The organism is Sphingomonas faeni (genome assembly GCF_030817315.1).
GTDB lineage: Bacteria > Pseudomonadota > Alphaproteobacteria > Sphingomonadales > Sphingomonadaceae > Sphingomonas > Sphingomonas faeni_C.
The window spans coordinates 295,705-318,487 of sequence record NZ_JAUSZF010000004.1; the positions used below are offsets into that span (position 1 = coordinate 295,705).

The following is a 22,783-nucleotide window of genomic DNA, read 5'->3' on the forward strand; positions in this document are numbered from 1 at the left end:
TTGCCGCAAATGACCATTGCCGGGCTGGCGCGCGGGGCTGGCGTTGGCGTCGAGACCGTACGCTACTACCAGCGACGTGGGTTGCTGGAGACGCCCGAGCGGCTGAGCAGCACCGGACACGGCGGGCGCCTGCGGCGCTACGGTGTTGAAGACGTGCGCCGGCTGCGCTTCATCCGTTCGGCGCAAGCGGCTGGGTTCACGCTCGCGCAGATCGAGGAATTGCTGGCACTCGATGCGACCGACGATCGAACGCGGGCACGCGAACTCGCCAGCGAGCGGATAGCGGCGTTGGACGCCAAAATCGAAGAATTGGAGCAGGCCCGCGCATCGCTGCGCCAGCTCGCTCAACAGTGTGGCAGCGGCGCGGCCGGTCCGTGCCCGATCCTGACCTCGTTCGAGCAGTCTGATAACTAAACACTGCGCTTCCCAGTTAGGAACGACGATTGAGATGGGGAGAGCGTTCTCGGAATCGATCAAATTTTGGGAATGGCCGAGTTGGAGCGGAAATCCGAAGGCCCGCCTAGCGGCGTCGAGGTGCCATAGTTCTTACTAAGGCTAAAGCTGAGAGCGTAAAGGGTATCACTTCCGAAAACGTCCGGTGGGAAGGTAAAGGGGGGAGGTTTAAAAACCTCCCCTGTCCATTACTGTCTTTCCGCATGTTTATGATGCGGATCAGAGCCAATGCGGTTTACGCGTTCTCACGCGCAAGACAGTCTTTTCGAACAACGCCGGACATGCGCCTGTCATGGAGTGGGCTCCAACCTCATGCTGGTTAACGGACGATTCCGCTCAAATATCCATACCGATTCACTTTTCGCCGATTTCGCTACCGAAGAGCTAGTCCGAATAGCCCGAACGATTATTCGTTGCCGAAATAGTGGCATCTAGATGGCGAAGCGGGAGTATCGTGCTGAACGAGTGGCGGGTTTCGAGAGGGTTAGGTCCTAATCTGCGCGTTCGGGTTTAGGCGATTCCAACCGCCGTCCATTCCCAAGAGGGATGATGATCTGGGAAAGCCGCGCATGACGAGTTTCTCGTTGATCAGGTAGCGCGGATGGCGGCGCGATCGGAAGGCGAAGGCCTTCCGTCGTCAACCGCGTGGTTTCATGTAGTCTGGGCTATTCGCAGTTTCTCCGAAACGCGGAGTTCGAACGCCTTGGATCCTGTCTTTGGAGGGATGAAAAGACCGCCGATCGACGCCGTCAGCCGTTTCACAAGCCCAAGTCCCAACCCGTTATGATTGGGTCGCTCGACTTCTGGAAACGGCAGTCCATCATCGTCAACAGTAACTGAGATGTCGCCGGCGGATGTCCGCCCTAGCGTCACCCGAATATGGCCAGCCCTACCGTCCTTGTAGCCGTGCTTGATTGCGTTCGTGGCGAGTTCGTTGGCAACCAAGGCAAGGGTGGTGACCTCGTTTGGCGTCAGACCATCGACATCCTCTGTGACCTGTAGCGACACGAGAATAGACCTTAGTTCCGCTTGCGCGTGCAGCGCCTCACATACTTGACGTAGCGCAGCCGCGAGCGAGGGGTGTCGATCGCCGTGCATGGTACTGCGTGCCCGGGCGAGAACTGAAACCCGCTCCATGGCATCGGTTAGAGCCTGACGCGCCTCTGGGTTCGTCGCGCGTTGGCTTTGCAACGCAAGCAGGCTGACCACGAGCTGCAGGTCGTTGCTGCACCTGTGGTTTGTCTCGCGGAGAAGGAGGTCGTGGTCGGTGTGGCGGCGTGGCGCTTTGCGAACGAAGCTCGACGGCACCGCAGGCCGCTGATCGTGCTGTGTCATGCAGCGTCTGCTGTAGGACGAGCCGCAGCATCGATATGCCTGTGCATTTGCAAATAGGAGGGATCAAACCCGGCAGCATAACGTAGCGCCGCGACGTCCGGGATTGTCAGCACACGGTCACAGAGCTCGATCAAGCCGTCTTTTCGCAGTTTTTGGACCGTACGATTTACGTGGATGTTCGTCAGCCCAAGGACGTCGCCGATCTGTTCCTGTCGCAACGGAAACGGGAAGGTAATGTTGTTCTCGTCCTCGATCCCGAGGCGGATAGCGATCTCGCAGAGCAAGTGGGCAATTCGCGCATGCGCCGATCGGCGACCAAGCGATAGCATCCACTTACTGGCAATCGCGTTTTCGATCAACGCGAAGCCCGTGAAGGTGCGTGCGATACCGGGATAATCATCGACGAGCGCCAGGGCTTGCTTACGGGGCAACGCGACGACGGTAACGTCGGTGAGCGTTCGAACGCTATACGAAACCCGCTCGAAAAGAAGCATGTCAAGATTGGCGATATCGCCCGGTACCAGGAGTGCGGTCAGCTGCCGCCCGCCATCGGGAGCGCAACTATAGCGATAAGCCCAGCCACTGGCGACGATCAGCAGATTGTCTGCCTTCTGGCCTTCACAGATCAGATCCTTGTGAAGATCGAAGCGCTTGGACCAGGTCACCGCGTGCTCGAGCGCGCGCTGCTCAGTCTTTGTCAGAAATGGAGAGCGCCACAACCCGGAACTGCGAAGATTTCGTGATGGCCAATAATCGTAACAGTCGGATTTGTTAGCATAAGCCGCAGTAAGTTCGGTCATGACAAGTCACCCCTTTACGGCATGCGGAATGCGCATGGATGGGTTTGGATTTGAACGGACCTGCGTAGGCAGCGAGAGCAACCATTCCTCACGGGAAGCCCAAGACATCTCCGACCTGTATCGGGCAGGGGATAATATCATCGACTGGAGACGTACCAAGTATGCATTCGCCAGACCTTGGTGAGCAGCGGCAGATGCGCAGCACTTGGCTGTACGGGCGAGACTTTGTTCGACCACATGGCGCTTCGCCAGGTAGCCGTAATCTTCATCACGCACCGTCGGTCTCCTGCTGATATTCAGGAGAGATACATATGTTAACTATAATGCCAAGCGCTGCAGCGAGTTTGGTATGGTAGATGACGGAGTTGGTTACTGACGGGAACGTTCTGGTCAGGTATAAGTGCTCCATCATCTACGGGCGTCCCCGGGCGTAGATGGCTGAGAGTTTGTTACTCCCGCCCTTCGAACCAACGAGGGCGCATGCCGCATCCGACCCAATCTTTCGTCCGCAATTGCCTGCTTTCGGTCATTGATGCTGCGGGTTACGCCGCAATCGGACCGCATCTCGAACCCGTCGATCTGCCCAAAGGTACCGTTCTGATCGAGGCGGGCAAGCCGTTTACCCATGCCCATTTTCTCAACACTGGTATTGGCTCGATCGTTGTCAGTACTGCGGACAGCCGGCGTGTTGAGGTCGGAATTTTTGGCCGTGAGGGCCTGTCAGGCTTTGGCTGCCTGCTAGGCGTCGACCAGTGCCCACAAACGACGTTGGTACAGGTCGAAGGCGAAGGCTACCGCGTTGCTGTCGACGCGCTACGCACCGCATGTCAGCAATCAGCTTCGCTACGCGAGACGCTACTGCGCTATGTTCACGTGTTCATTTCGCAGACCAGCTATACGGCGCTATCCAACGCCAATCAGTCGGTAGAAGGCCGTCTCGCACGCTGGTTACTGATGTGCCACGACCGGGTAACCGGCGACGACATCGCGCTGACGCACGAGTTCCTCTCGATCATGTTGGCGGTACAGCGCCCCAGCGTTACGACGGCCCTACACATGATCGAAGGCTACGGGTTCATCAAGGCGCGGCGCGGCCATATCACAATCAAAGACCGTGAGGCCTTGATCGACTTTGCCGATGGTATGTACGGCGTCCCCGAGGCCGAGTATCGTCGTCTCATCGGTCCGTTCGGTTGACCCGCTTTTATCTTCATCAGCAAATCGCAAACGGTATCATCGAAGACCCGGATGGCACCGAGGCCGTCGACCTAAAGGCAGTAAGGCACGAGGCAATCCTGGCCGCGCGTCAACTCCTCGCCAACGCCATTCTGGCTGGCGTTGCGCCGCTCGGCACGGCGTTTAGGATCACCGACGAGGCAGGTCATGTCCTGATAACGGTACCGTTTGCCGACGCCTTGCCACCGCACTTCATCGATACCTAACTGAGCAGCGTTTGGTAAGGTATCGAACCAAACAGCCCTGCGGTATCGCCGAAGCGGCATTCTGCATCTAACCCCTTGTGGCAGCAACAACGGGCGCCGGCTCATTGCCGGCCGTCAGATACGAAAGATACCGCCAGGGCGCTCTATGGCTTATAACAATCGACTCCTACGTGCCCTGTCGTCTGCCGATCAGGATATCCTGCGTCCGCATCTCAAATGGTCGGAGCTGGAGCGGGGCACTGTCCTTGTTTTGCCGGACGAGTCGATCAAGCGCGTATGGTTTCTGGAAAGCGGGCTGAGTTCGATCATCGCCATATCGGGGACCGATCAGGGTATCGAAGTCGGTCTTTCCGGCCGCGATGGCTTGATAGGAATGCCGCTCGTTCTTGATGCCGATCGGACTCCGCACCGCGCCTTCATGCAGGTCGCGGGCACCGGCTATAGCGTCGACGGCGACGATCTTCGTCAAATTTTGGACGAGCAGGCTGGCATTCGGAAGGTTTTGCTACGCTACGTTCAAGCGTATTCGACGCAGACCACGTACACCGCCTTGTCGAATGTTATGCATACCGTCGAAGAGCGGTTGGCACGTTGGCTTTTGATGAGTCACGACCGTCAGGACGATGACGAGATACCTTTGACCCACGATTTCCTGGCACTCATGCTCGGAGTGCGTCGACCGAGCGTGACGATCGCCTTGCACTCGCTTGAAGGCCTAGGCTTCATCAAAGCGACTCGCGGTCTGATAAAGGTGCGCAAGCGCGGCGAACTCGAAGAGTTTGCAGGTGCCGGCTACGGCGTGCCCGAGGCCGAATATGAACGCTTGATCGGTCCGCTGCGCTGAACCATCAGTCTAACCTTAATCAAGTTTATGGATACCCAGACATGCCTCGTTTTTTCCTGCATATCGATGACGGGGCGCAGCGGATCGAGGATGAGGAGGGCAGCGACCTGCCTGATCTGGCAGCCGCTCGCGAGGAAGCCCTCAGCGCCGCGCGGCAACTATGGGCCGCAGCGATCCTCAGACAGCAAGATATCGGAGCACGCCGGTTTTTGATTGCCGGTGATGACGGCAACGTGACCCATGTGGTCAAGATGGACGATGCTTTACCGCAGAACCTGCTGCACCGCTTAAGGGCAATTTAAAGCTACGCGTTAGCTGCTGCCAACGCGGCTTTCCCGAAAGGGAACTAACCGTGAGACGGTGGAGCTTTCTCGTTGGAATCGAATTTCGGGAACGTCCGGTTTGAAGAAGATATAGCACGTCTACTTCCGAGCACGTGACCGTTGTGGACGTTGCCCGAACGTCAGATCGGCACCTTAAACGTGAGCAGTTGTTGATAAGATACCGCCCTAGGCCTGCTCCTTGAGACCGCAAAACTGAATTTAAACTGTCGAATTCAAGCGCTATTGTTTACGTTCGCTCCATACATATGCTGCGATTGAATCAATATTAGGGTCAGGACCCATTGATGTGAGAGGCGCGATCTGATTCAGGCTCCGTGAGGAGAGCGTGGATGAGCGACCTGTACTGGCTGACGGATGAGCAGATGGCGCGTCTGCAACCGTATTTTCCCAAGAGCCATGGCAAGCCTCGGGTTGATGATCGGCGGGTGCTCAGCGGTATCGTTTTCGTCAACCGCAACGGGCTACGCTGGCGTGATGCGCCGAAGGACTATGGGCCGCACAAGACGCTCTACAATCGCTGGAAGCGGTGGGGCGAGAGGGGTGTGTTCTTGCGCATGATGGAGGGGCTCGCGGCAGCAGAAGCCGTACCGAAAACGGTTATGATCGACGCGACCTACCTGAAGGCACACCGCACGGCATCGAGTCTGCGGGTAAAAAAGGGGATCTCGGCCGCCTGATCGGCCGCACGAAAGGCGGCATGAACACCAAACTGCACGCCGTCAGCGATGCGGATGGGCGGCCCTTGAGCTTCTTCATGACCGCCGGGCAGGTCAGCGACTACACCGGCGCGGCAGCCTTGCTCGACGATCTGCCGAAAGCACAGTGGCTGCTTGGCGACCGTGGTTATGACGCCGATTGGTTCAGGGACGCCCTGGAAGCCAAGGGCATCCAGCCCTGCATCCCGGGCCGCAGATCGCGGAACGAGCCGGTCAGATACGACAAGCGCCGCTACCGGCGCCGCAGCCGCATCGAGATCATGTTCGGCCGTCTGAAGGATTGGCGCCGCGTCGCCACTCGCTACGACCGCTGCCCAACCGTCTTCTTCTCTGCCGTCGCGCTCGCGGCCACCGTCATCTTCTGGCTATGACCAATGAGATGGGGTGGTTGCCGCCCTCCCGGACGGCATCGCATTATGCCAGGAAGTGCTCAAGCTTAGCGGAGAGGACGGCGACCATGATGAACGAGACGATGATTGGCGTGGATCTGGCAAAGGCTGTTTTTCAAGTTCACGGGGCATCGATGACCGGGGAACCAATGTTCCGCAAAAAGCTGTCACGCCAAAGCTTCTCCGAGTTCATGGCCAAGCAGCCTCCCGCCTTGGTCGTGATGGAAGCTTGTGGCAGCGCTCATCACTGGGCTCGAGAGATGATCAGGCTTGGTCATGAAGTGAAGCTGATTGCCGCGCTATGTGAAGCCGTTCGTAAAGCGACAGAAGAACGATGCGGCCGATGCGGAGGCGATCGTGATCGCGGCCCGGCAGCCTGAAATGCGCTTCGTCGAGCCCAAAGGTGCCGAGCAACAAAGTCGAGCAATCCTGTTTCGCGCTCGCGAACGGCTCGTCCACCAGCGTACCGAGCTCATCAACGCACTCAGGGCAGCCCTTTACGAATACGGCCATGTCGTGCCGCAAGGCATCCGTCAGATCGGACGGATCGAGGATATCCTTGAGGCGCCACACAGTGACTTGCCTGATCTGATGCGGGACGAATGCCGCGATCTGCTGGAACAGATTGCCGAACAGACGGTCCGTATCAATGCGCGGACGGAAAAGATCAAAGCTCTAGCGGCCGAGGCTGACACCGCTCGTCGCTTGCAAACGATCCCCGGGGTCGGCCCGATGACGGCTCTGGCGGTCGAGGCATTTGCGCCACCTATGGAGAGTTTCAATTGCGGCCGCGCCTTTGCAGCCTGGCTAGGCCTTGTTCCGCGCCAGTTCTCCTCAGGCGGCAAAGAGCGGCTCGGTCGCACTTCAAAGGCAGGACAGGCCGATATCCGCCGATTGCTGATTATCGGTGCAATGTCGCGGTTGAACTGGATGGGACGCAAATCCATTCCAGAAGACTCGTGGCTAGCACGAATTACATCGCGGAAGCCGCGGATGCTCGTGGCGATCGCCTTAGCCAACAAGATGGCACGGACGATGTGGGCGATGCTGACGAAAAATGAGGATTATCGAGTTCCGGCACAGGCAGGAGCGGCATAACATTATGCTGCAAATTCTGCCTGAGGCCGGATAAACGGGAGTGTGAGAAGGCGACGACCCGAATGGGCAAAACGATCGAACAGATCTGGATCAGAAAAACCAGTTCAGGACTCAGAGCGCTACAGCTCGCCAATGAGATTTGGATCTGATCCGCGGATCACCATACCGGCCAGCGGCTTCTGAATGCCGTCTCAAAAGGCCTTACAGAAGACCGCACTCGATCACTAAACCACACGGTCAGAAACCTCTTGCATCACGGGCGGCAACCACAGAAGTCCTGACCCTAGCTTTGAGGTCGAGCCTGGAACGGATGAGAGGGCGTGTCTAAATGCAAATAGCGGCTATTAAAGTCTGCCACATCGACTAATGATTTCCAATCAGGGATGGTTACACCTCTTCTACTATATTTTAATAACCCGTCACGAACTAGGATCCTAAGCATTCTGCTAATATGGACTGCCGTTAAGCCGAGTGCATCGCCTAATTGCTCTTGCGTCATAGGCAATTCATATGGCTGCCCTGGCGGCAAAGCTGGCAGGTCCAATCGAACAGCTAACTCACACAATAAATGGGCAATCCGTGTACGAGCATCACGACGACCAATATTGAGCAACCACTCGCGAGCTATCGACAGTTCGACGAGCACGTTAGCGAAAATTGCTTGAGTAATGGAAAGCCGATCAGCCGCCAGTTGGCGCAATGCCTTTCGCGGGACCATAATAACTGCACACTGCGTAAGGGTCTGAACGTTGTGATCAGCTGTGACGAAGTATAGCTGCTGGAGGTCGTATATATCACCTGGGACTTGGATCGAGACGATCTGCCGGAGGCCTTCGCCGCTGATTTTGTGCCGGCAAACCAGACCGGAAACAAGCATGCCACAGTGATCCGGGGCATCTCCTTCACGAACAAGGTAGCTACCGGCCTCGAAGACGCGCGATGCGTAGGGCAATTCCAGTAATCCGGCACGATCTTCAAATGAGATCGGCGCGTACATTGCAAGCTTGTCCAGCATTGCAACGAGAGGGCTGACGTTAGCTTTGCTCATAATTCTCCCATCCAATTTCGGGCAAGTTTGCGCGCATTTAGGGCCTAATCTAGTTTATCTGCTCGCCGCGAAACCTATGTTATCACACGCCTTGCTAACAGGGAAATCATGGGTCCGTGCGGTCGAGGCACTAGTAACTGCCTACTGGCACGCCAATACGGAGCTACCGGAGGTAACACGTGGGCTTTATCGATCCGTCGTGGAGATCGACAGCGAAGCACTGATCGCGGCGTTCGCTTTGTGCGTCGACGCCGCGACACTACGATGCTAAAAACCGCATTCAACGCCACCTTAGCGACCTGCCAACCGTCAACTTGAGGCTGCTGGCCACGGTATTCGGGATAGTTCGTAACGTGTTCAAGCGCAATCTGTCGTCAGAAAATGAACACACCGTCCGAGATCAACTCAAGATAATGTGTAACGCCTACCTGCTGGCCGTTCGATCGCTTCATTGAGCGTCAGCATTGTAAGTGGCGTTCCTGATTAGGGCGCGCAGATAGGCTGACATCGCCTGATCACCTTGGTGACTAAGCGAAATCTCCATTCGGCGACGGTCGACAGGATCCGAGACGCGGTTGATTAAATTTAACTTATGGAGCTGCTCGATCCAGCGCTGTGACGTGGTAATCGGCGCGTCGGAGAAGCTGACTAGCGTTTTGACGTTCATTGGCAGGTGCTCCCCGCGTGCCACAAAGAGAACCAGTAGCATATCCCAAGCGGGCTCGTGGAACAGGTCTGCTGGCAAAAATTGGCGCCGAATACGTCGATCGGAAAGTAAAAGATTGGCATGCTCAACAAGTGCCGCCTTACTGGGCTCCCCGATCGGTGTTTCGGGCTGCGCCTCCTTGGAAACCCGATCATTGAACTCGGCTGCCACCGTTGAAAGCGTCATACGCAACTCGGTCATTAAACTTGCTAAGGAATCAGTTTTCATCGCCCCCCCCCCCCCCAAAGATCTAAGTAATTATTAATGAAGGCGCCGGGCATCATGTGCTTTTGCATGGATCAAGCTGCAGGCGCTTAACATCATGGCTCACCGCCACGGGTCGACAGTCGTATCACGCGCGCTGTCGGAAGATTGTTCATCGATCCGCAGGCAGATCTTCATCCGTAGAGTGGGCGCGGGACGGCAGCTATCCAAGGTTCTTGGCCCGATGTTATCGGACTGCTCGGCAGCAAACCCAGCCATTCCGACAAAACGAAGGAGAAACGGGCTAGAGGAAGAGACCGCTGATTGCATCGATATGCCACAGTGATCGCTACAGTATGCCAGTATCTATATACGTACCGAGCGTAGGCAGCCTTGAACACCGCGCGCCATTAGTCTGGCCTGGCTCCCTGTTTCCCAGGGAGCGAGGCCCCCATATTATTCCGCTGCTGCTTCTTCAGCCTTGCGCTTGCGGGGAGCCGAAGCGGGCTTGGCGTCTGCCTTAGCTGCATTCGTCTGGCCAGGCTTGCGACCCAAGCCAATGCTCTTGGCCATCGTGCGACGTGCTTCTGAATAGGTAGGAGCGACCATGGGATAATCCGCCTTCAGGCCGTAACGCTCGCGATATTCCGCTGGCGTCATGCCGTTGGTGGCCAGGTGACGACGCAACGTCTTGTACGGCTTACCATCGATCATGCTGATGATGTGGTCGGGACTAGCAAGGGACTTACGAGCCGTTACTGCCGGGGTGTATTGTTGAGCAGGCGCTTCGGGCTCAGCAGCCGTAGCGTTACCGCCGACCAGCACCGAAACAGTTTCGTACATTCTGTTTAGGAAGGCTGGAATGTCGTCTGCATTGGTACGCGTGTTGGGGTTGGCGAGCCAAGCAATTGTTAATTCCGTGGCGAGTTCAACGGGGTTTAGGTCGAGGGTAGTGTCGGACATAGAAAAGCTCCATTTCTGGACGCGCATCTAGCTACTTGATTGGCCTCTGGCAATATCAGACGGCGCTAGAGTATGTATTTGCGGCGTAGTGCCGTTCTCGCCTGGGATCGATCATAGCCGGAAAGGTATAATGCCATTGCCATTGCCATGCCAGGGGAGGCGGCTGACTTCGGGAAGGCGGCTGACGCAGCCTTCCTGATTGGGATGCTATTTTGGGAATGTTCGGCGGTGAGCCAAGGGGGAGGCCGAAAAACCTCCCCAGCCCACTACTGTCTCTCTGCACGTTTATGATGCGGAACAGAGCCAATGCAGTTCACGCGTTCTTACGCGCAAGACAATCTTTTCGAACAACGCCGAACGTGCGCCTGTCATTGGAGTCGGCCCTGACCACACCCGTTTAATGAGCAACGCAGCTGAAATATCCATGCCCGATCCCATAATCCGGCGGTCTCGATGCCAGAGCTGAATTAGCGCCGAACGGTTCTCACCAAAATTGGCCTCATCATCTGCGACTTTAGGTTCACATCTCGGGTATCGGGTTTGGCTCTACGGGATTGATACAACCCGGTCGCGACCATCAGCCTTCGCTGCATACAGCGCCTCGTCCGCCCGTCGCATCATCGTGTCGATGGGATCGGTCTGCGACCGACAGGTCGTGATGCCAACGCTGGTGGTGATCCGTACTAATGCAGATCCGACGTTGACGGGCTTATCTGCAATCGCTTTGCGGAGGCGTTCGGCGAGCACGGTTCCTTGATCAAGATCTGTGTGCGGAAGCAGTAGCGCAAACTCCTCGCCCCCGAGGCGACCGAAGATATCGCTTTCTCGCAGAGACGACCGAATGAGGCTGCTTGTCTCCTTTAGGACTTCGTCGCCGGCCTGATGCCCGTATGTATCGTTCACCCGCTTGAAGTGATCCAGATCAAGCATGACGAGGCTCAGCGCAACGCCGTAGCGGCGGCATCGCGCAACTTCTGACCGGAACGCCAGCTGGAACGCTCGTCGATTGAGCGCTCCGGTCAGGTGGTCGGTGCTGGCGAGAACGCGCAACGCCTCCTCGAGGCGGCGTTCTTCTGTAATGTCGTGGAAGGTCCAGATGCGACCCACGAGACCATCATCGATCCATTGGGTGTGGGCCTTATATGCGCGCCCGCGATGCGGAGCATAGAAGGTCGCGGCGGCTCGCGGGTCTGCTGCAAGTTGGTGATGAAATGCCGCGTCGCCCTGGGACTGGATCAGGTCCCGCAAGGCACTGGCAATCCGCTCCACCCCACCCTCGGTAGGCGAGAGCCTCAAAAGGGAACGCGCGTCGTTGTTGATCAGCGCGTCCGTCGCCTGCGCGTCGACGAACACGAACGGTACGGGCAAGCTCCGGATTAACGCGCTGATACGATCTTGCTGTAGCCGCTCCAACTCGCTCTTGGCGCCATGCCGGTCGAGTTCGGCCATTGTCGCAGCGGCTGCCTCAAGCTGGCTTTCCAGGAAAGGTGGCTCTTGCGAGCACAAGGCGAGCAAGCGCAGGCCCGTGCCTGCTATCTGTTTTGCCCCGATCCAGGCCGGTCGCTTTCCGCACATCAGGGTAAAGGCAGTTGGCAGGCGCAAGTCGGACGTAGAGCGTCCCGCCGGCGGAAACGTCGCCTTAGGGCGAGCGTGATGCATGACCCGATCTCTTTACCCGCACAAGTCGACCGATTCCGGCAACAGATTGCACGGATCTACAAAGTGTGCCGACCACTTTCCACAAAACCCCAGGTTGGTACAAAGTGGTATGGACGAACACACCGTGCCCATTGCCAAGGCGACGGCGACGGCGACTAAAACGGTCGTCATTCTGCTGACCATGCCTTCTCCGCTAAGCTTCGTCTCGGATGACAGCAACAGCAAGACGGCGATCGTGATGACGATGAGCATCGCGACTGGGAAGAGCAACCCGGCACTGTTGTCGTGCCGCCAAGCCAGCATGAGAAACGTTGCTACCACGCCTATCGTAAGCCCACGCGGACCGAAGCCAAAGCTTCCAATAACGACTATCAGAACAGCCAAGCCAACTGAAACCCCAACGCGCGAAGCTGTTTTTGAGGGTTCCATCGGCCTTACGATGTCACCGACGATCGTGAGGCGCAACATAAGCATGCCCGTCAATGGCGATCCCCCGGAGTTGAGACGGCCGGAGCAATTTCGCGAGGGATGCTATTTGGAGAATAGTCGAACGGCAGCTAATTCGATCAAAGCTGCACGCCTTTGGCCGTCCAAGCCGCCATCTCGCCGTCGGCTATGGTCAGCGATACGCGCCAGGTATTGGTGCGCCGTAGGACATAGACATGCTCCCACTCGGCGACCAGAGTGTCGTCAGTGCCCATCATGCGATAGGCCATGCGCGCCTGAGCAACGCCCGGGAATAGCTCGTCGGCGGACAGCAGGACGCCTTCCGGCCGCACGACGCCCTGGGCTCGATAGAAACCGAACAGAGTGGCGCAATGGTCGCGGAACGCGGATCGCGGCATGGCGAAGTTGCCAGTGGGGGTGGGGAACAGCCCAACCTCGTCCCATAGCTCGCTTAACATGTCGGTGTCCTCGCGCGCGAAGGCATCGACGTAGCGGCCGAAGAAGGCTGTAATTTCTTCGTTAAAGGGCATGTCAGTCCTAGCAGGTGGTCGGGATGGTTGAGGGCGCTCGATCAAGCCGCGAGCGGCTGGACCAAGCGGACGTTCGCCTCCGCGAGTTGGGCCTTCACGATGTCGTTGAAAGCCATGGTGGGATTGGCTTCGACCAGCATCCCGATCTTCATCCAGAACTCGGCCTGGGCGTTAATCGACCGGCACATGACGGCGCTGGCGCGGCGAGCTTCCTCGTGCAGCTCATCGTCGATCTTCACCAAACCCATCGCCCGATTCCCATACTGTAAATATACGTTCCGTATATGGATCGTATATTTAAGGGTCAATAGCTGGTGTGGCCTACGTGGCCCCGCCGATGCCCCGCTTTCCCGCAAAGGAACCGCGATCGAGAAGGCATCGGCGTTCTCGGAATCGATGATAATTTAAAAATAGGGATCGGCGAGCCAATGCACTTCCCGAGAGCGTATGGCCTAACGCTCTTGGCAAAACTCCGTAAACGGTCGCATGGGACACGACATATTGGACTTGAAATCAGCCGTCAGTTGCGCCTTGTTCCGCCCGGGATACCGCAAACGCGAGCATGATCGGTACGCGATCGGCCGAACGGTACACAGGGAGGGGATTATGGCTCTGTCGGAGCTGAGTGTAGCGTTTTTCTTGCAGGTTTTCGTCATCGTTGGCGCTTGCCGCGCGATGGGCTGGATCATGAAACGTTTCTTCGATCAGCCTCAGGTCATTGGTGAGATGATCGCCGGCGTGATCCTGGGGCCGTCATTGTTCGGGCTACTTGCGCCGGACCTTCAGGCGATGATCTTCCCCAAGGATGCAAAACCCGTTCTGTATGTCTGCGCTCAGCTAGGTGTCGGCCTTTACATGTTTCTCGTAGGGCTAGGCTTCCGAACCGATCACTTCAGAATGAACGCCAGAAGCGCGGTTGCTGTCTCCCTATCCGGCATGGCAGCGCCTTTTCTTGTGGCCGTCGCGCTTACGCCGTGGCTGCTTGGTCTCGATCTCTTCGGCAAGGGCATCACAAGCGTTCAGGCGACACTGTTCATGGGGGCCTGCATCTCAATCACCGCGTTCCCTGTGCTGGCGCGCATCATTCAGGAACGTGGGCTAACCAAAACGCCGCTCGGATCGCTGGCGCTGTCCGCGGGTGCGATCGACGATGCCGGCGCATGGACGGTCCTAGCGATTGTGCTAGCAAGCTTCGGTGGAGGTCCTGAGGTTGCAATTAAGGCTATCGTCGGTGGTGGCTTGTTCGCCGCCCTCATGATCGTCCTCGGCCCCAAGCTCTTGGCACCGCTCGCCCGCTGGGCAGAACGTGAAGGCAAGGTTACTCCGCAGATCCTGGCAGTCGTCGTCATGCTGTTCGGGCTAAGCGCCTGGGCTATGGATTCCGCCGGACTCCACTCGGTATTTGGGGGCTTTCTGCTAGGCGTCGCGATGCCACGCGGACTGCTAACCGTCGAAATTAGGAAGCAGGTCGAGCCGTTCACCACCGCGCTGCTCGTGCCGATGTTCTTTGCCTTCTCCGGCCTCAATACTCAGCTGACGATGGTCAACAGCCTCAACCTGGCTGCCATCGCTGCTGTGATCCTGGTCGGTTCCGTCGCAGCCAAGGGGCTGGCGTGCTGGGCGGCAGCGCGCGCCACGGGGCAGGACAATGCGACTGCCATGGCAGTTGGTACACTGATGAACGCCCGGGGTCTTATGGAGCTCATCATCATCAACATCGGTCTGCAGAAGGGCATCATTGGCCCTGCGCTGTTCTCGATGCTCGTTATCATGGCCATCGTCACAACATTGATGGCGTCGCCATTGTTCGAGCGTGTCTATGGCAGGAAAGCGCGCGCGTCTGGCGAACTGGGCCAGCTCAACGAAGCTGACGATGACGAAGGCACAATCGCCGCTCCTGCCCATCGTCTTGCCTGATCGTGCCCCTAAAGTAGCACGCACGCGGATGCGCTTACCGGCACCCTCGCGACGATCACCGCGAGGGAAGCCGGGCACGTAGTGGCGTAAGCAAATTTCCCAAAAGGATCGAATTTTGGGAAGCCCGCCGACCTGAGCGAACAACGGAATCAGCGATCTGTCGCTGCAAGCGGTGAAAACCGCCTTTACTAATGAAAGTCTCTATCCTCTACATTAAGACTGACAGGGGAAACGAGCATGCGGCCTACAAGACGGACGATTCTAGGTGCGGGCCTTGCCGGAACGGCTGCACCGTTGCTGACCGGAGTTTCCAAAGGCGCGTCGCTTGCATCGACTTTGCGGCCGGCGAAGGTAGCCCCACCGCAAAGTTTCGCTGGCAACTGGGCGTCGTTAACGACCGGATACAGCGCCCCGGACTGGTTCCGCGACGCGAAATTCGGTATATGGGCGCACTGGGGCGCTGCATCCGTGCCGGCCGCGGGCGACGACTGGTATGCTCGGGACATGTACCTTCAGGGGCATCCCTCATACGAACACCATCTGAAAAATTACGGACATCCCGCAGACACTGGGTTCATGGAAATCCAGAACCGTTGGCGGGCCGAGCGTTGGGACCCTGCCGGACTTCTGGACCTCTACAAGCGAGCTGGCGCGCGATATTTCATGGCAATCGCCAATCATCACGATAATCTGGATTGCTACGCCTCCTCTCACCATGCCTGGAATTCGACCCGGGTCGGACCGCGCAAGGATATCGTCGGTACGTGGGAAAAGCTCGCACGGGAGCGTGGCCTGCGTTTTGCCGTGTCCAACCATTCCGGCCATGCCTGGCACTGGAATCAGGTAGCCTACGGCTACGATGCCGAGGGAGCGCGGCGGGGACAGCGCTACGATGCCGCCAGGCTGACGAAGGCCGCTGGCCGCGGCACTTGGTGGGAAGGGCTAGATCCGCAGCAACTTTACACGCAAGACAGTATGGCGATGCCCGATGGCATCACCTCGGTTGCCGAGGCGAACGCGTGGCACGCCGCAACTGACGGGTTATGGGATGAGGGTGTGCCCCCGGATCCCGAGTTTGTCCGCCGGTGGGTGCTGCGATGCCAGGAGCTGATCGACAAGTATCGGCCCGATATGCTCTATTTCGACAACCACGACCTGCCGTTGCAACAAGCCGGGCTCGACATGGCCGCGTATTTCTACAACCGGAACATGCAGTGGAACGGTGGCCGGCTCGAAGGTGTGGTAACCGCCAAGGAAACGCCCCCGCAGCGGAGGATGGGGTTGGTCGATGTCGTAGAGCGTGGCCAGAAAAGCTACATCGACCAGTTCCCTTGGCAGACGGAAACCTGCCTTGGAAACTGGTTCTACGGCGAACAATATTATCGGGAGAACCGATACAAGACCCCAGCCAAGGTCCTTCATACATTGTGTGACGTGGTATCCAAAAACGGCAACCTGATGCTGAGCGTTCCGATCAGAGGCGATGGTACAATCGACGAGAAGGAGCGGCAGATCGTCGAGGAGATCGCGACGTGGATGGCCCGGTATGGAGAGGCGATCTATGCCACCCGCCCTTGGCGCCTACATGGCGAAGGATCGACGGCTGATGGCGGTGGCGCTTTCTCGGAGGGCGGCCAGACCTCCACTTACACCGCGAAAGACGTGCGTTACGTGACCCGCAACGGCGCAGTTCACGCGCTGGTTCTAGGGTGGCCTGCGGACGGCAAGGTGCGGCTGACTTTGCTGGGAAGCGGCAACCCCGTTGGTAGAGGCGAGGTACGTCGCGTGACGCTGCCAGGTAGCGAGGCACCTTTGCCATTCACGCGTTCGGCCGACGCGCTTGAAGTTCGTGTGCCTGATACCGGCCGGAACTCCATCGGGCTTGCTCTAGTCATCAACGGCGTTGGACTGACGACCTAAACGGGAGAGCTGCCGATCGGCAGCGCCGACACGTGGGCTCGCCTACAGCTGTCATCAGGCGCTTCAAACCTTTCCCAGAAAGGAACCTGGCCTGGGAACGGCGGACAACGGCGAAGAGTAGGCTACCCCCGCCGCAAGCAGCTTTCCCAAAAACCGTTCTCAAAACGTTTTCTCGAAATTGCGTCATCTCGACGGAGTTATGGGAATGAACGGTTCGCTCTTTGAATGACGCAAAACACATGATTTCCGACGGGGTTTGCTGCGGATCGTCGGCGTGGTGGCGACGGGACTGTCGAATGTACGGCAAACCCTGTCGCTTTGGTCGGATATGCGGAAACCAAGATCAGAGGGTTTTCCGACACCCCGACGCGTTACCGTATATCCGGGTCCGTTCTATGTACCCACCCCTGGTAAATGAGACGGAGCGCACTTGGTCCGTTGAAAATGGAGTGGAGAGGGAGGGTAACAGAAGGGTCGTGATGAGCGGCCTCAACCCTTCAATTTCAGGGACGATCAGCGATGGTCTCCCGAACAAAGAGGCCCTCACCATGGAACGCATTCTACTTTTCATCCGGGAGGCCGGGCAACAGGATGTTGTCGATTTTCACTCCGATGAAGCCTCTGCAAGGCGGGCGCTTGCGACCTATGTCAGGAAGCGGACAAAAGCGGCGTTACCGCATTCAGATAACGACGACGACGCCATCGCCGCCTATTTCGCGACACCAACCGCAGTCTACACCATCGTCGGCGTCGCCGGCGGTGCCCGCTGAGGGGTACGGGACGTGGCCATCATCGCCAACCGACCCTCCCAACAAATGGTCGACCTGGTCGGCACGCTTGGCGGCACCTGGCACGGCAACACTGCAATGTGCCGATGCCCGGCCCATGCCGACGGCACACCAAGCCTCTCGATCAGGCAAGGGGACCGTGGTCTGCTGGTAACCTGCTTTGCGGGCTGCGACGCCAGCGACATTCTGGCGTGAGCTGGACCGGATACCGATCGGGCTCCGGTATGAACCGCCCGTTCCGGCCCAGGCAAAGGGTACGGCCAACATCGACCGGCTGTGGAACGAGGCGGTGAGTGTCTCCGGTAACCTGGCCGAGCGCTACCTCGCCTCGCGGCGACTGTTGCCGGCGCCGACCGACGTGCGCTTCCACCCGAGCTGCCCGCTTGGTCCCAAACCCATGACCGTGTTCAAGCCCGCACTGCTGGTCGGGGTCCGTGAGGCGCAACGCCTGGTCGCCTTTCAACGGATATTCCTGAAAGTCGACGGAGGCTATTCCGAGAAGGCGACGCTCGGCACGCTTGGCACAGGGGCATGGCGTGGTGGCGGAATCGGTGCGACCATTGGCCTAGCCGAAGGATTCGAGACGGCGCGGGCCTGGTCCCGGATCCACGGACTACCTTGCTGGGCAACGCTCGGCTCGCGCCGGCTCGATCTCGTGACGATCCCCGACAGCGTCACCAAGCTGATCCTCGCTGGCGATAATGATCTCGCCGGACGCCGTGCGGTGGCGCGAAGCATTGCTCGCTTCGCATCCGACAGTCGTGTCATCCAGGTCGATTACCCGGTGGACTACAAGGACTGGGCCGAAGCGCTCGAAGCGGCAGAGAGGGGAGAGGGAGGGAAGCGGTGAGCTGTCGGGTTGGCAGCCAAACCTGAGGGAACCTGCCATGTTCGACCTGCTCGATCTTCCGCCCGTCACCGATCAAAGCGCAGCGGCACGAATTGCCGCCTTACTCGCATCGGGCACGCCGATCGCCCGCCGCGATCTTAATCAGGCGATGACCGCGGCATTCGGCGGATCGGATGCCGACGGCCATTGGACGCAGCGCGAAAGTTTCGAGATGCTCGAACACGGCATTGCGCTCCATCTCGCGTCACGGCCGTACCAGCTCACTGGCTTGGCGGACGTGGCACAGGCGTCGGCGATCATGGCGATGCTGCCAACCCAGACGGTGCGCAGCGAGAAACAGATCGACCTTCAGCAGTTCTCGACGCCGGTCGATATCGCGGCGATCGCCGTGCTGATGGCCGCGATCGACGCGGATGACGTCGTCCTCGAACCTAGCGCTGGCAACGGCCTCCTGATCATCCAAGCACCGACGTGCGCCAACCTGCAGCTGAACGAGATCGACACGAAACGCCGCGAACGCCTCGCCGGCCTCTTCCCGGATGCGATCGTCACGGGTCACGACGGCGCGGCGCTGGTCAGCCTGCACGCGCGACTGCCGAAGCCGACAGCGGTGATAATGAATCCGCCCTTCTCGCGCAGCGTCGGTCGCGGCGCCGACGATCTTGCCGCACTTCGCCATCTGCAGGCCGCGATCCGGCGGGTCGCAAAGGGCGGCCGGGTGGTAGCGATTATGCCCGACTGGTTCGCGCCAAGCGCACGGCTGAAAGCGGCCTATGAGGCGGTGCTGACCGGCTGCACGGTTCGCACCTCGCTGCGGCTTGAGCATTGCTACCGCAAGCACGGCACCGATATCGCGGTTCGGCTCTACGTCATCGACAAGGTGGCAGGCGGCACCTCGCACACTGTCATCCAGCGCAGTTCGGTCGCGGGTTTCCTCGACGCCGTAACCATCCCGCCGCGAGCCTCGTTGGTGGCTGATACCCCGATAGCGGCACTGCCGGTGCCCAAACCCAGCCTGTTCGGCGTGGCGCGGAAGGCCCAGGCGACGATTGCCCGCACCTATCATGCGCCGGTGCGTAACAACGTACTCCCGGTCACCTATAAAACCCTAGCGACCGCCGCGCCGCTGGCCGACCAGGTCGGTTGCTATCTGCCCTACCGGCCAAGCCGGATCGTGTTCGATGTCGCCGGCGACCACCCGACCGCGCTGGTGGAATCGGTAGCGATGGGCTCGATACCCGCACCGATCCCGACGCACATTGCCCACCTCCCGGAGCGGACCGTGACGGAGCGGATGCTGTCCTCCTCGCAGCTCGAGACCGTGGTCTATGCGGGCCATGCCTGGGGTCAGCTGCTCCCCGGGTCGTTCAAGCCTGCCGAGGAAGGCGTCGGACTCACCATCGATCCCGAGGGCAGTCGTTACCGGAAGGGCTTCTTTCTGGGCGATGGCACTGGGGCGGGCAAGGGCCGGCAGGTCGCGGCATGCATCCTGGACAATTGGTTGCAGGGCCGTCGCCGGCATATCTGGGTATCGAAGAACGAGCCGCTGCTGGAAGATGCGCGTCGCGACTGGACCGCGCTCGGTGGCATGTCCGGGGACGTACAGCCGGTCTCTAACTGGAAGATCGACCAGCCGATCAAATTGGACGAGGGCGTGCTCTTCGTCACTTACCCGACGCTGCGCTCGATGCGCTGCGACCATAGCCGCCTGCTGCAGATCCTTGATTGGGCAGGCGCAGACTTCGACGGGGTGATCGCTTTCGACGAGGCCCACGAGATGGGCGGCGTCGCCGGTGGCGAGGGTGCCATGGGCAAGAAGGAAGGGTCCCAGCAGGGCATCTGCGGCGTGCTGCTTCAGAACAACCTGCCCGGCGCCCGGGTCCTCTACGCCTCGGCAACCGGCGCATCCGATGTGAACAACCTCGCCTACGCGGTGCGGCTTGGCCTGTGGGGACCTGACACCGCGTTCGCAGACCGTGAGGCGTTCATTGCCGAAATCCGTAAAGGCGGGATCGCGGCAATGGAACTGGTAGCCCGCGACCTGAAGGCGCTTGGTCTTTACACCTCGCGCGCGCTGAGCTTCGCCGGCGTCGAGTACGACGTGCTGCGCCACGCACTGACGCCAACGCAGATCGAGATCTACGACACCTATGCCAAGGCCTGGAGCGTCATTCACCAGAACATGGAGGAGGCGCTAGAGCTGACCGGCGTCGTCGACGGGTTCGAAAAGACGACGCTTAACAGTGGTGCCAAGGCGTCGGCTCGCTCGGGGCTGGAATCGACCAAGCAGCGCTTTTTCGGGCAGGTCCTGCTCTCGATGAAGCTGCCGACGGTCATCGCCGCGGTCGAACAGCATCTGAAGGCTGACCAGTCCGTGGTGCTGCAGCTGGTCACGACCGCGGAGGCGATCCTAGATCGCCGCCTGGCTCAGATGTCGGCCGACGAGCGCGCGGACCCGACGATCGATTTGTCACCGACCGAGTATATTGCCGATTATCTGATGCGGGCGTTCCCCACGCGGCAGATGCAGACCTATACCGACGATACCGGCACCGCGCGCTCGGCACCGATGAGCGATGAGTTCGGCAACCCGGTCCATAACCCCGACGCGCTCGCTGCCCGCGCCCAGATGCTCGAGCACATCTGTGCACTGCCTCCGATCAAATCCGCTCTCGACGCACTGATCGAGCATTTCGGCACCGACATGGTTGCCGAAGTGACGGGGCGGTCGCGGCGTCTCGTACCGACGTCGGACGGTCGCCAGAAGATCGAGACCCGCTCAGGTCGGTCCTCCCAGGTTGAGGCCGCGGCGTTCATGGCTGGTACCAAGCGAGTGCTGGTCTTCTCAGACGCTGGCGGCACTGGGCGCTCGTACCATGCCAGCCTCGATGCAAAGAACCAGCAGCAGCGCGCCCACTTCCTTCTCGAACCCGGCTGGCGTGCCGATCGCGCGATCCAGGGACTTGGTCGCACGCACCGTACCCATCAGGCGACGACACCGCTGTTCCGGCCGGTGACAACAGACTGCAAGGGCGAGCTACGCTTCACCTCGACGATCGCGCGGCGCCTCGACAGCCTTGGCGCCCTCACGCGCGGCCAGCGCCAGACCGGCGGGCAAAACCTGTTCGATCCGGCCGACAATCTCGAAAGCGAGTATGCCAAGGATGCACTCCTGACATGGTTCGCCCTCCTCGATGGAGGCAAGTTGACCAGCACGACGATGGACGACTTCTGCTCAGCCACCGGCCTCGAGTTGCACGACAATGACGGTGTCCTCAAGGAAGAGCTGCCGCCCATTCAGCGCTGGCTGAACCGTCTGCTTGCGCTGCCGATCGGCCTCCAGAACCTGATCTTCGACGAATTCCTGGCGCTCGTCGAAACCCGCGTCGCCGCAGCCCGCGAAGCCGGCACGCTCGATGTCGGCGTCGAGACGATCACGGCGGATACCGCGACGGTCCTCGACGACACGCTGCTGCGCACCGATCCCCTGTCGGGTGCGACCTCGCACCTTCTCACGATCGAGATCGCGCGCCGCAAGAATCCCATCTCGCTCGAACGTATCCTCGACCTCGCCAAATGGCAGGACGACGTCGCGTTCGTGGTCAACATCCGGTCGGGGCGCGTCGCCCTCCGGACCCGTGCGCGGTCGTGGATGGACGACGATGGTCAGCCGATCGCGCGCATCGAACTGCAGCGTCCCTGCCGGCGTGAGTATCTGCGCGAGGCCGATCTGCTGGAAACTGCATGGGACGTCGTCGACCGTGAGACCTTCGAGGCCAAATGGAGCGCGGAGGTCACCGAGGCGGCGGGTCAGGTCGATACCGAGACGATCCGGCTGGCAACCGGCCTTCTGCTACCAATCTGGTCGGCGCTGCCGCCGGACCATCTCGCGGTGAACCGGATTGCGGACGCCCATGGCAATTCGTGGCTAGGCCGCCTCGTATTCGACCAGCACGTTGTTCAGCTCTACACCAAGCTTGGTATAGCCAAGACCGACGATCTGCCCGTCGATGCAATCGCTCGATCGGTCCTTTCAGGCCGCAGTGTCGACGTCGTGCGGCCGTTCCCGATGACGCTCCGGCGCTCGATCGTGAACGGCAACCCGAGGGTGGAGATCGTTGACGCACCCGCCTCGCAGTTGCCTTGGCTGAAATCGCTCGGCTGCTTCACCGAGATCATCGCCTACCGGACCCGCGTCTTCGTGCCGGCAACCGATGCCGAGACGGTGCTCGGCCGCGTCCTGAAAGCCGCCTGAGCAGCCCCAAGGATACAAATCATCCCAAGGGGACGAGGCGGCAAGGAGAGGAAGGGGGGAGGAGATGGGTGTTCG

The 22,783-nt window shown here is 59.4% G+C and carries 21 protein-coding genes and 1 pseudogene; 13 read left to right on the forward strand and 9 right to left on the reverse strand.

What is annotated here, in order from left to right:
• The first annotated feature begins 9 nt into the window (after nt 1-9).
• Nucleotides 10-414 carry a MerR family transcriptional regulator gene (locus tag QFZ54_RS19460; protein WP_307090259.1) on the forward strand — a complete coding sequence of 135 codons (405 nt, stop codon included), beginning with the start codon at nt 10-12 and terminating at the stop codon, nt 412-414.
• 690 nt (nt 415-1,104) lie between these two features.
• On the opposite strand, the gene QFZ54_RS19465 is transcribed toward QFZ54_RS19460, so the two are convergent.
• Both QFZ54_RS19465 and QFZ54_RS19470 read right to left on the reverse strand, forming a co-directional pair.
• Entirely contained in the window at nt 1,105-1,788 is a 684-nt protein-coding gene (locus tag QFZ54_RS19465) for a sensor histidine kinase (protein WP_307090261.1), read from the reverse strand.
• On the reverse strand, nt 1,785-2,588 hold the full coding sequence (locus QFZ54_RS19470; protein WP_307090263.1) for a Crp/Fnr family transcriptional regulator: 804 nt from the start codon (nt 2,586-2,588) through the stop codon (nt 1,785-1,787). Before QFZ54_RS19470 ends, QFZ54_RS19465 begins: the two co-directional genes overlap by 4 nt.
• Before the next feature lie 480 nt (nt 2,589-3,068).
• Between QFZ54_RS19470 and QFZ54_RS19475 the strand changes: the two genes are divergently transcribed.
• The 6 genes and pseudogenes from QFZ54_RS19475 to QFZ54_RS19500 all read left to right on the forward strand — a co-directional run bounded on the left by QFZ54_RS19475 (nt 3,069) and on the right by QFZ54_RS19500 (nt 7,421).
• Nucleotides 3,069-3,785, forward strand: a complete 717-nt coding sequence (locus QFZ54_RS19475; protein WP_307090266.1) for a Crp/Fnr family transcriptional regulator — start codon at nt 3,069-3,071, stop codon at nt 3,783-3,785.
• Complete coding sequence (locus QFZ54_RS19480; protein ID WP_307090268.1) at nt 3,782-4,030, forward strand: DUF6894 family protein; 249 nt, start codon at nt 3,782-3,784, stop codon at nt 4,028-4,030. The genes QFZ54_RS19475 and QFZ54_RS19480 overlap by 4 nt, the downstream gene beginning before the upstream one ends.
• Nucleotides 4,031-4,175: 145 nt before the next feature.
• Nucleotides 4,176-4,874, forward strand: a complete 699-nt coding sequence (locus QFZ54_RS19485) for a Crp/Fnr family transcriptional regulator (protein WP_307090270.1) — start codon at nt 4,176-4,178, stop codon at nt 4,872-4,874.
• 41 nt (nt 4,875-4,915) lie between these two features.
• Nucleotides 4,916-5,176 carry a DUF6894 family protein gene (locus QFZ54_RS19490; RefSeq protein WP_307090272.1) on the forward strand — a complete coding sequence of 87 codons (261 nt, stop codon included), beginning with the start codon at nt 4,916-4,918 and terminating at the stop codon, nt 5,174-5,176.
• Between the two features lie 371 nt (nt 5,177-5,547).
• Nucleotides 5,548-6,305 (forward strand): IS5 family transposase gene (locus tag QFZ54_RS19495; RefSeq protein ID WP_307090096.1). Its coding sequence is split into 2 segments (ribosomal slippage): nt 5,548-5,881 and nt 5,881-6,305, totalling 759 coding nucleotides; the frame shifts between segments, so codons are not numbered across the junction.
• 86 nt (nt 6,306-6,391) lie between these two features.
• Nucleotides 6,392-7,421 (forward strand): annotated as a pseudogene (locus QFZ54_RS19500) (IS110 family transposase).
• A gap of 283 nt (nt 7,422-7,704) precedes the next feature.
• On the opposite strand, the gene QFZ54_RS19505 reads toward QFZ54_RS19500, so the two are convergent.
• The 7 genes from QFZ54_RS19505 to QFZ54_RS19535 all read right to left on the reverse strand — a co-directional run bounded on the left by QFZ54_RS19505 (nt 7,705) and on the right by QFZ54_RS19535 (nt 13,226).
• A complete protein-coding gene (locus QFZ54_RS19505) occupies nt 7,705-8,469 on the reverse strand; it encodes a Crp/Fnr family transcriptional regulator (protein ID WP_307090274.1) in 765 nt (254 codons plus the stop codon).
• 448 nt (nt 8,470-8,917) lie between these two features.
• On the reverse strand, nt 8,918-9,376 hold the full coding sequence (locus tag QFZ54_RS19510; RefSeq protein ID WP_307090276.1) for a hypothetical protein: 459 nt from the start codon (nt 9,374-9,376) through the stop codon (nt 8,918-8,920).
• Nucleotides 9,377-9,835: 459 nt separating this feature from the next.
• Nucleotides 9,836-10,342, reverse strand: coding sequence for a MucR family transcriptional regulator (locus QFZ54_RS19515; RefSeq protein WP_307090278.1), 507 nt, complete (start codon nt 10,340-10,342; stop codon nt 9,836-9,838).
• A 546-nt stretch (nt 10,343-10,888) separates the two neighbouring features.
• Nucleotides 10,889-11,791: a GGDEF domain-containing protein gene (locus QFZ54_RS19520; protein WP_307090280.1), complete on the reverse strand. Its 903-nt coding sequence runs from the start codon at nt 11,789-11,791 to the stop codon at nt 10,889-10,891.
• A gap of 222 nt (nt 11,792-12,013) precedes the next feature.
• A complete protein-coding gene (locus QFZ54_RS19525; protein ID WP_307090282.1) occupies nt 12,014-12,484 on the reverse strand; it encodes a hypothetical protein in 471 nt (156 codons plus the stop codon).
• Nucleotides 12,485-12,567: 83 nt separating this feature from the next.
• Nucleotides 12,568-12,978 (reverse strand): hypothetical protein, encoded by a 411-nt coding sequence (locus tag QFZ54_RS19530; protein WP_307090285.1) that lies wholly within the window; start codon nt 12,976-12,978, stop codon nt 12,568-12,570.
• Between the two features lie 41 nt (nt 12,979-13,019).
• On the reverse strand, nt 13,020-13,226 hold the full coding sequence (locus QFZ54_RS19535; RefSeq protein ID WP_307090287.1) for a ParD-like family protein: 207 nt from the start codon (nt 13,224-13,226) through the stop codon (nt 13,020-13,022).
• Between the two features lie 358 nt (nt 13,227-13,584).
• Here QFZ54_RS19535 and QFZ54_RS19540 point away from each other — a divergent pair, with 358 nt between their 5' ends.
• The 6 genes from QFZ54_RS19540 (at nt 13,585) to QFZ54_RS19565 (ending at nt 22,708) form a co-directional block, all read left to right on the forward strand.
• Nucleotides 13,585-14,895, forward strand: a complete 1,311-nt coding sequence (locus QFZ54_RS19540; RefSeq protein WP_307090289.1) for a cation:proton antiporter — start codon at nt 13,585-13,587, stop codon at nt 14,893-14,895.
• 294 nt (nt 14,896-15,189) lie between these two features.
• Entirely contained in the window at nt 15,190-16,815 is a 1,626-nt protein-coding gene (locus QFZ54_RS19545) for an alpha-L-fucosidase (RefSeq protein ID WP_307090291.1), read from the forward strand.
• A 479-nt stretch (nt 16,816-17,294) separates the two neighbouring features.
• Nucleotides 17,295-17,585, forward strand: coding sequence for a hypothetical protein (locus tag QFZ54_RS19550; RefSeq protein ID WP_307090293.1), 291 nt, complete (start codon nt 17,295-17,297; stop codon nt 17,583-17,585).
• Nucleotides 17,586-17,597: 12 nt separating this feature from the next.
• Nucleotides 17,598-17,798 carry a hypothetical protein gene (locus tag QFZ54_RS19555; protein ID WP_307090295.1) on the forward strand — a complete coding sequence of 67 codons (201 nt, stop codon included), beginning with the start codon at nt 17,598-17,600 and terminating at the stop codon, nt 17,796-17,798.
• Nucleotides 17,764-18,453: a DUF7146 domain-containing protein gene (locus tag QFZ54_RS19560; RefSeq protein ID WP_307090297.1), complete on the forward strand. Its 690-nt coding sequence runs from the start codon at nt 17,764-17,766 to the stop codon at nt 18,451-18,453. Before QFZ54_RS19555 ends, QFZ54_RS19560 begins: the two co-directional genes overlap by 35 nt.
• A 37-nt stretch (nt 18,454-18,490) precedes the next feature.
• A complete protein-coding gene (locus tag QFZ54_RS19565; protein ID WP_307090298.1) occupies nt 18,491-22,708 on the forward strand; it encodes a strawberry notch-like NTP hydrolase domain-containing protein in 4,218 nt (1,405 codons plus the stop codon).
• Nucleotides 22,709-22,783: the final 75 nt, after the last annotated feature.

Coding starts and splice junctions, on each gene's coding strand:
- QFZ54_RS19460 (WP_307090259.1), top strand. CDS start 10: ATGACCATTGCCGGGCTGGCGCGCGGGGCTGGCGTTGGCGTCGAGACC.
- QFZ54_RS19465 (WP_307090261.1), bottom strand. CDS start 1,788: ATGACACAGCACGATCAGCGGCCTGCGGTGCCGTCGAGCTTCGTTCGC.
- QFZ54_RS19470 (WP_307090263.1), bottom strand. CDS start 2,588: ATGACCGAACTTACTGCGGCTTATGCTAACAAATCCGACTGTTACGAT.
- QFZ54_RS19475 (WP_307090266.1), top strand. CDS start 3,069: ATGCCGCATCCGACCCAATCTTTCGTCCGCAATTGCCTGCTTTCGGTC.
- QFZ54_RS19485 (WP_307090270.1), top strand. CDS start 4,176: ATGGCTTATAACAATCGACTCCTACGTGCCCTGTCGTCTGCCGATCAG.
- QFZ54_RS19490 (WP_307090272.1), top strand. CDS start 4,916: ATGCCTCGTTTTTTCCTGCATATCGATGACGGGGCGCAGCGGATCGAG.
- QFZ54_RS19505 (WP_307090274.1), bottom strand. CDS start 8,469: ATGAGCAAAGCTAACGTCAGCCCTCTCGTTGCAATGCTGGACAAGCTT.
- QFZ54_RS19510 (WP_307090276.1), bottom strand. CDS start 9,376: ATGACCGAGTTGCGTATGACGCTTTCAACGGTGGCAGCCGAGTTCAAT.
- QFZ54_RS19515 (WP_307090278.1), bottom strand. CDS start 10,342: ATGTCCGACACTACCCTCGACCTAAACCCCGTTGAACTCGCCACGGAA.
- QFZ54_RS19520 (WP_307090280.1), bottom strand. CDS start 11,791: ATGGCCGAACTCGACCGGCATGGCGCCAAGAGCGAGTTGGAGCGGCTA.
- QFZ54_RS19530 (WP_307090285.1), bottom strand. CDS start 12,978: ATGCCCTTTAACGAAGAAATTACAGCCTTCTTCGGCCGCTACGTCGAT.
- QFZ54_RS19535 (WP_307090287.1), bottom strand. CDS start 13,226: ATGGGTTTGGTGAAGATCGACGATGAGCTGCACGAGGAAGCTCGCCGC.
- QFZ54_RS19540 (WP_307090289.1), top strand. CDS start 13,585: ATGGCTCTGTCGGAGCTGAGTGTAGCGTTTTTCTTGCAGGTTTTCGTC.
- QFZ54_RS19550 (WP_307090293.1), top strand. CDS start 17,295: ATGAGCGGCCTCAACCCTTCAATTTCAGGGACGATCAGCGATGGTCTC.
- QFZ54_RS19565 (WP_307090298.1), top strand. CDS start 18,491: ATGTTCGACCTGCTCGATCTTCCGCCCGTCACCGATCAAAGCGCAGCG.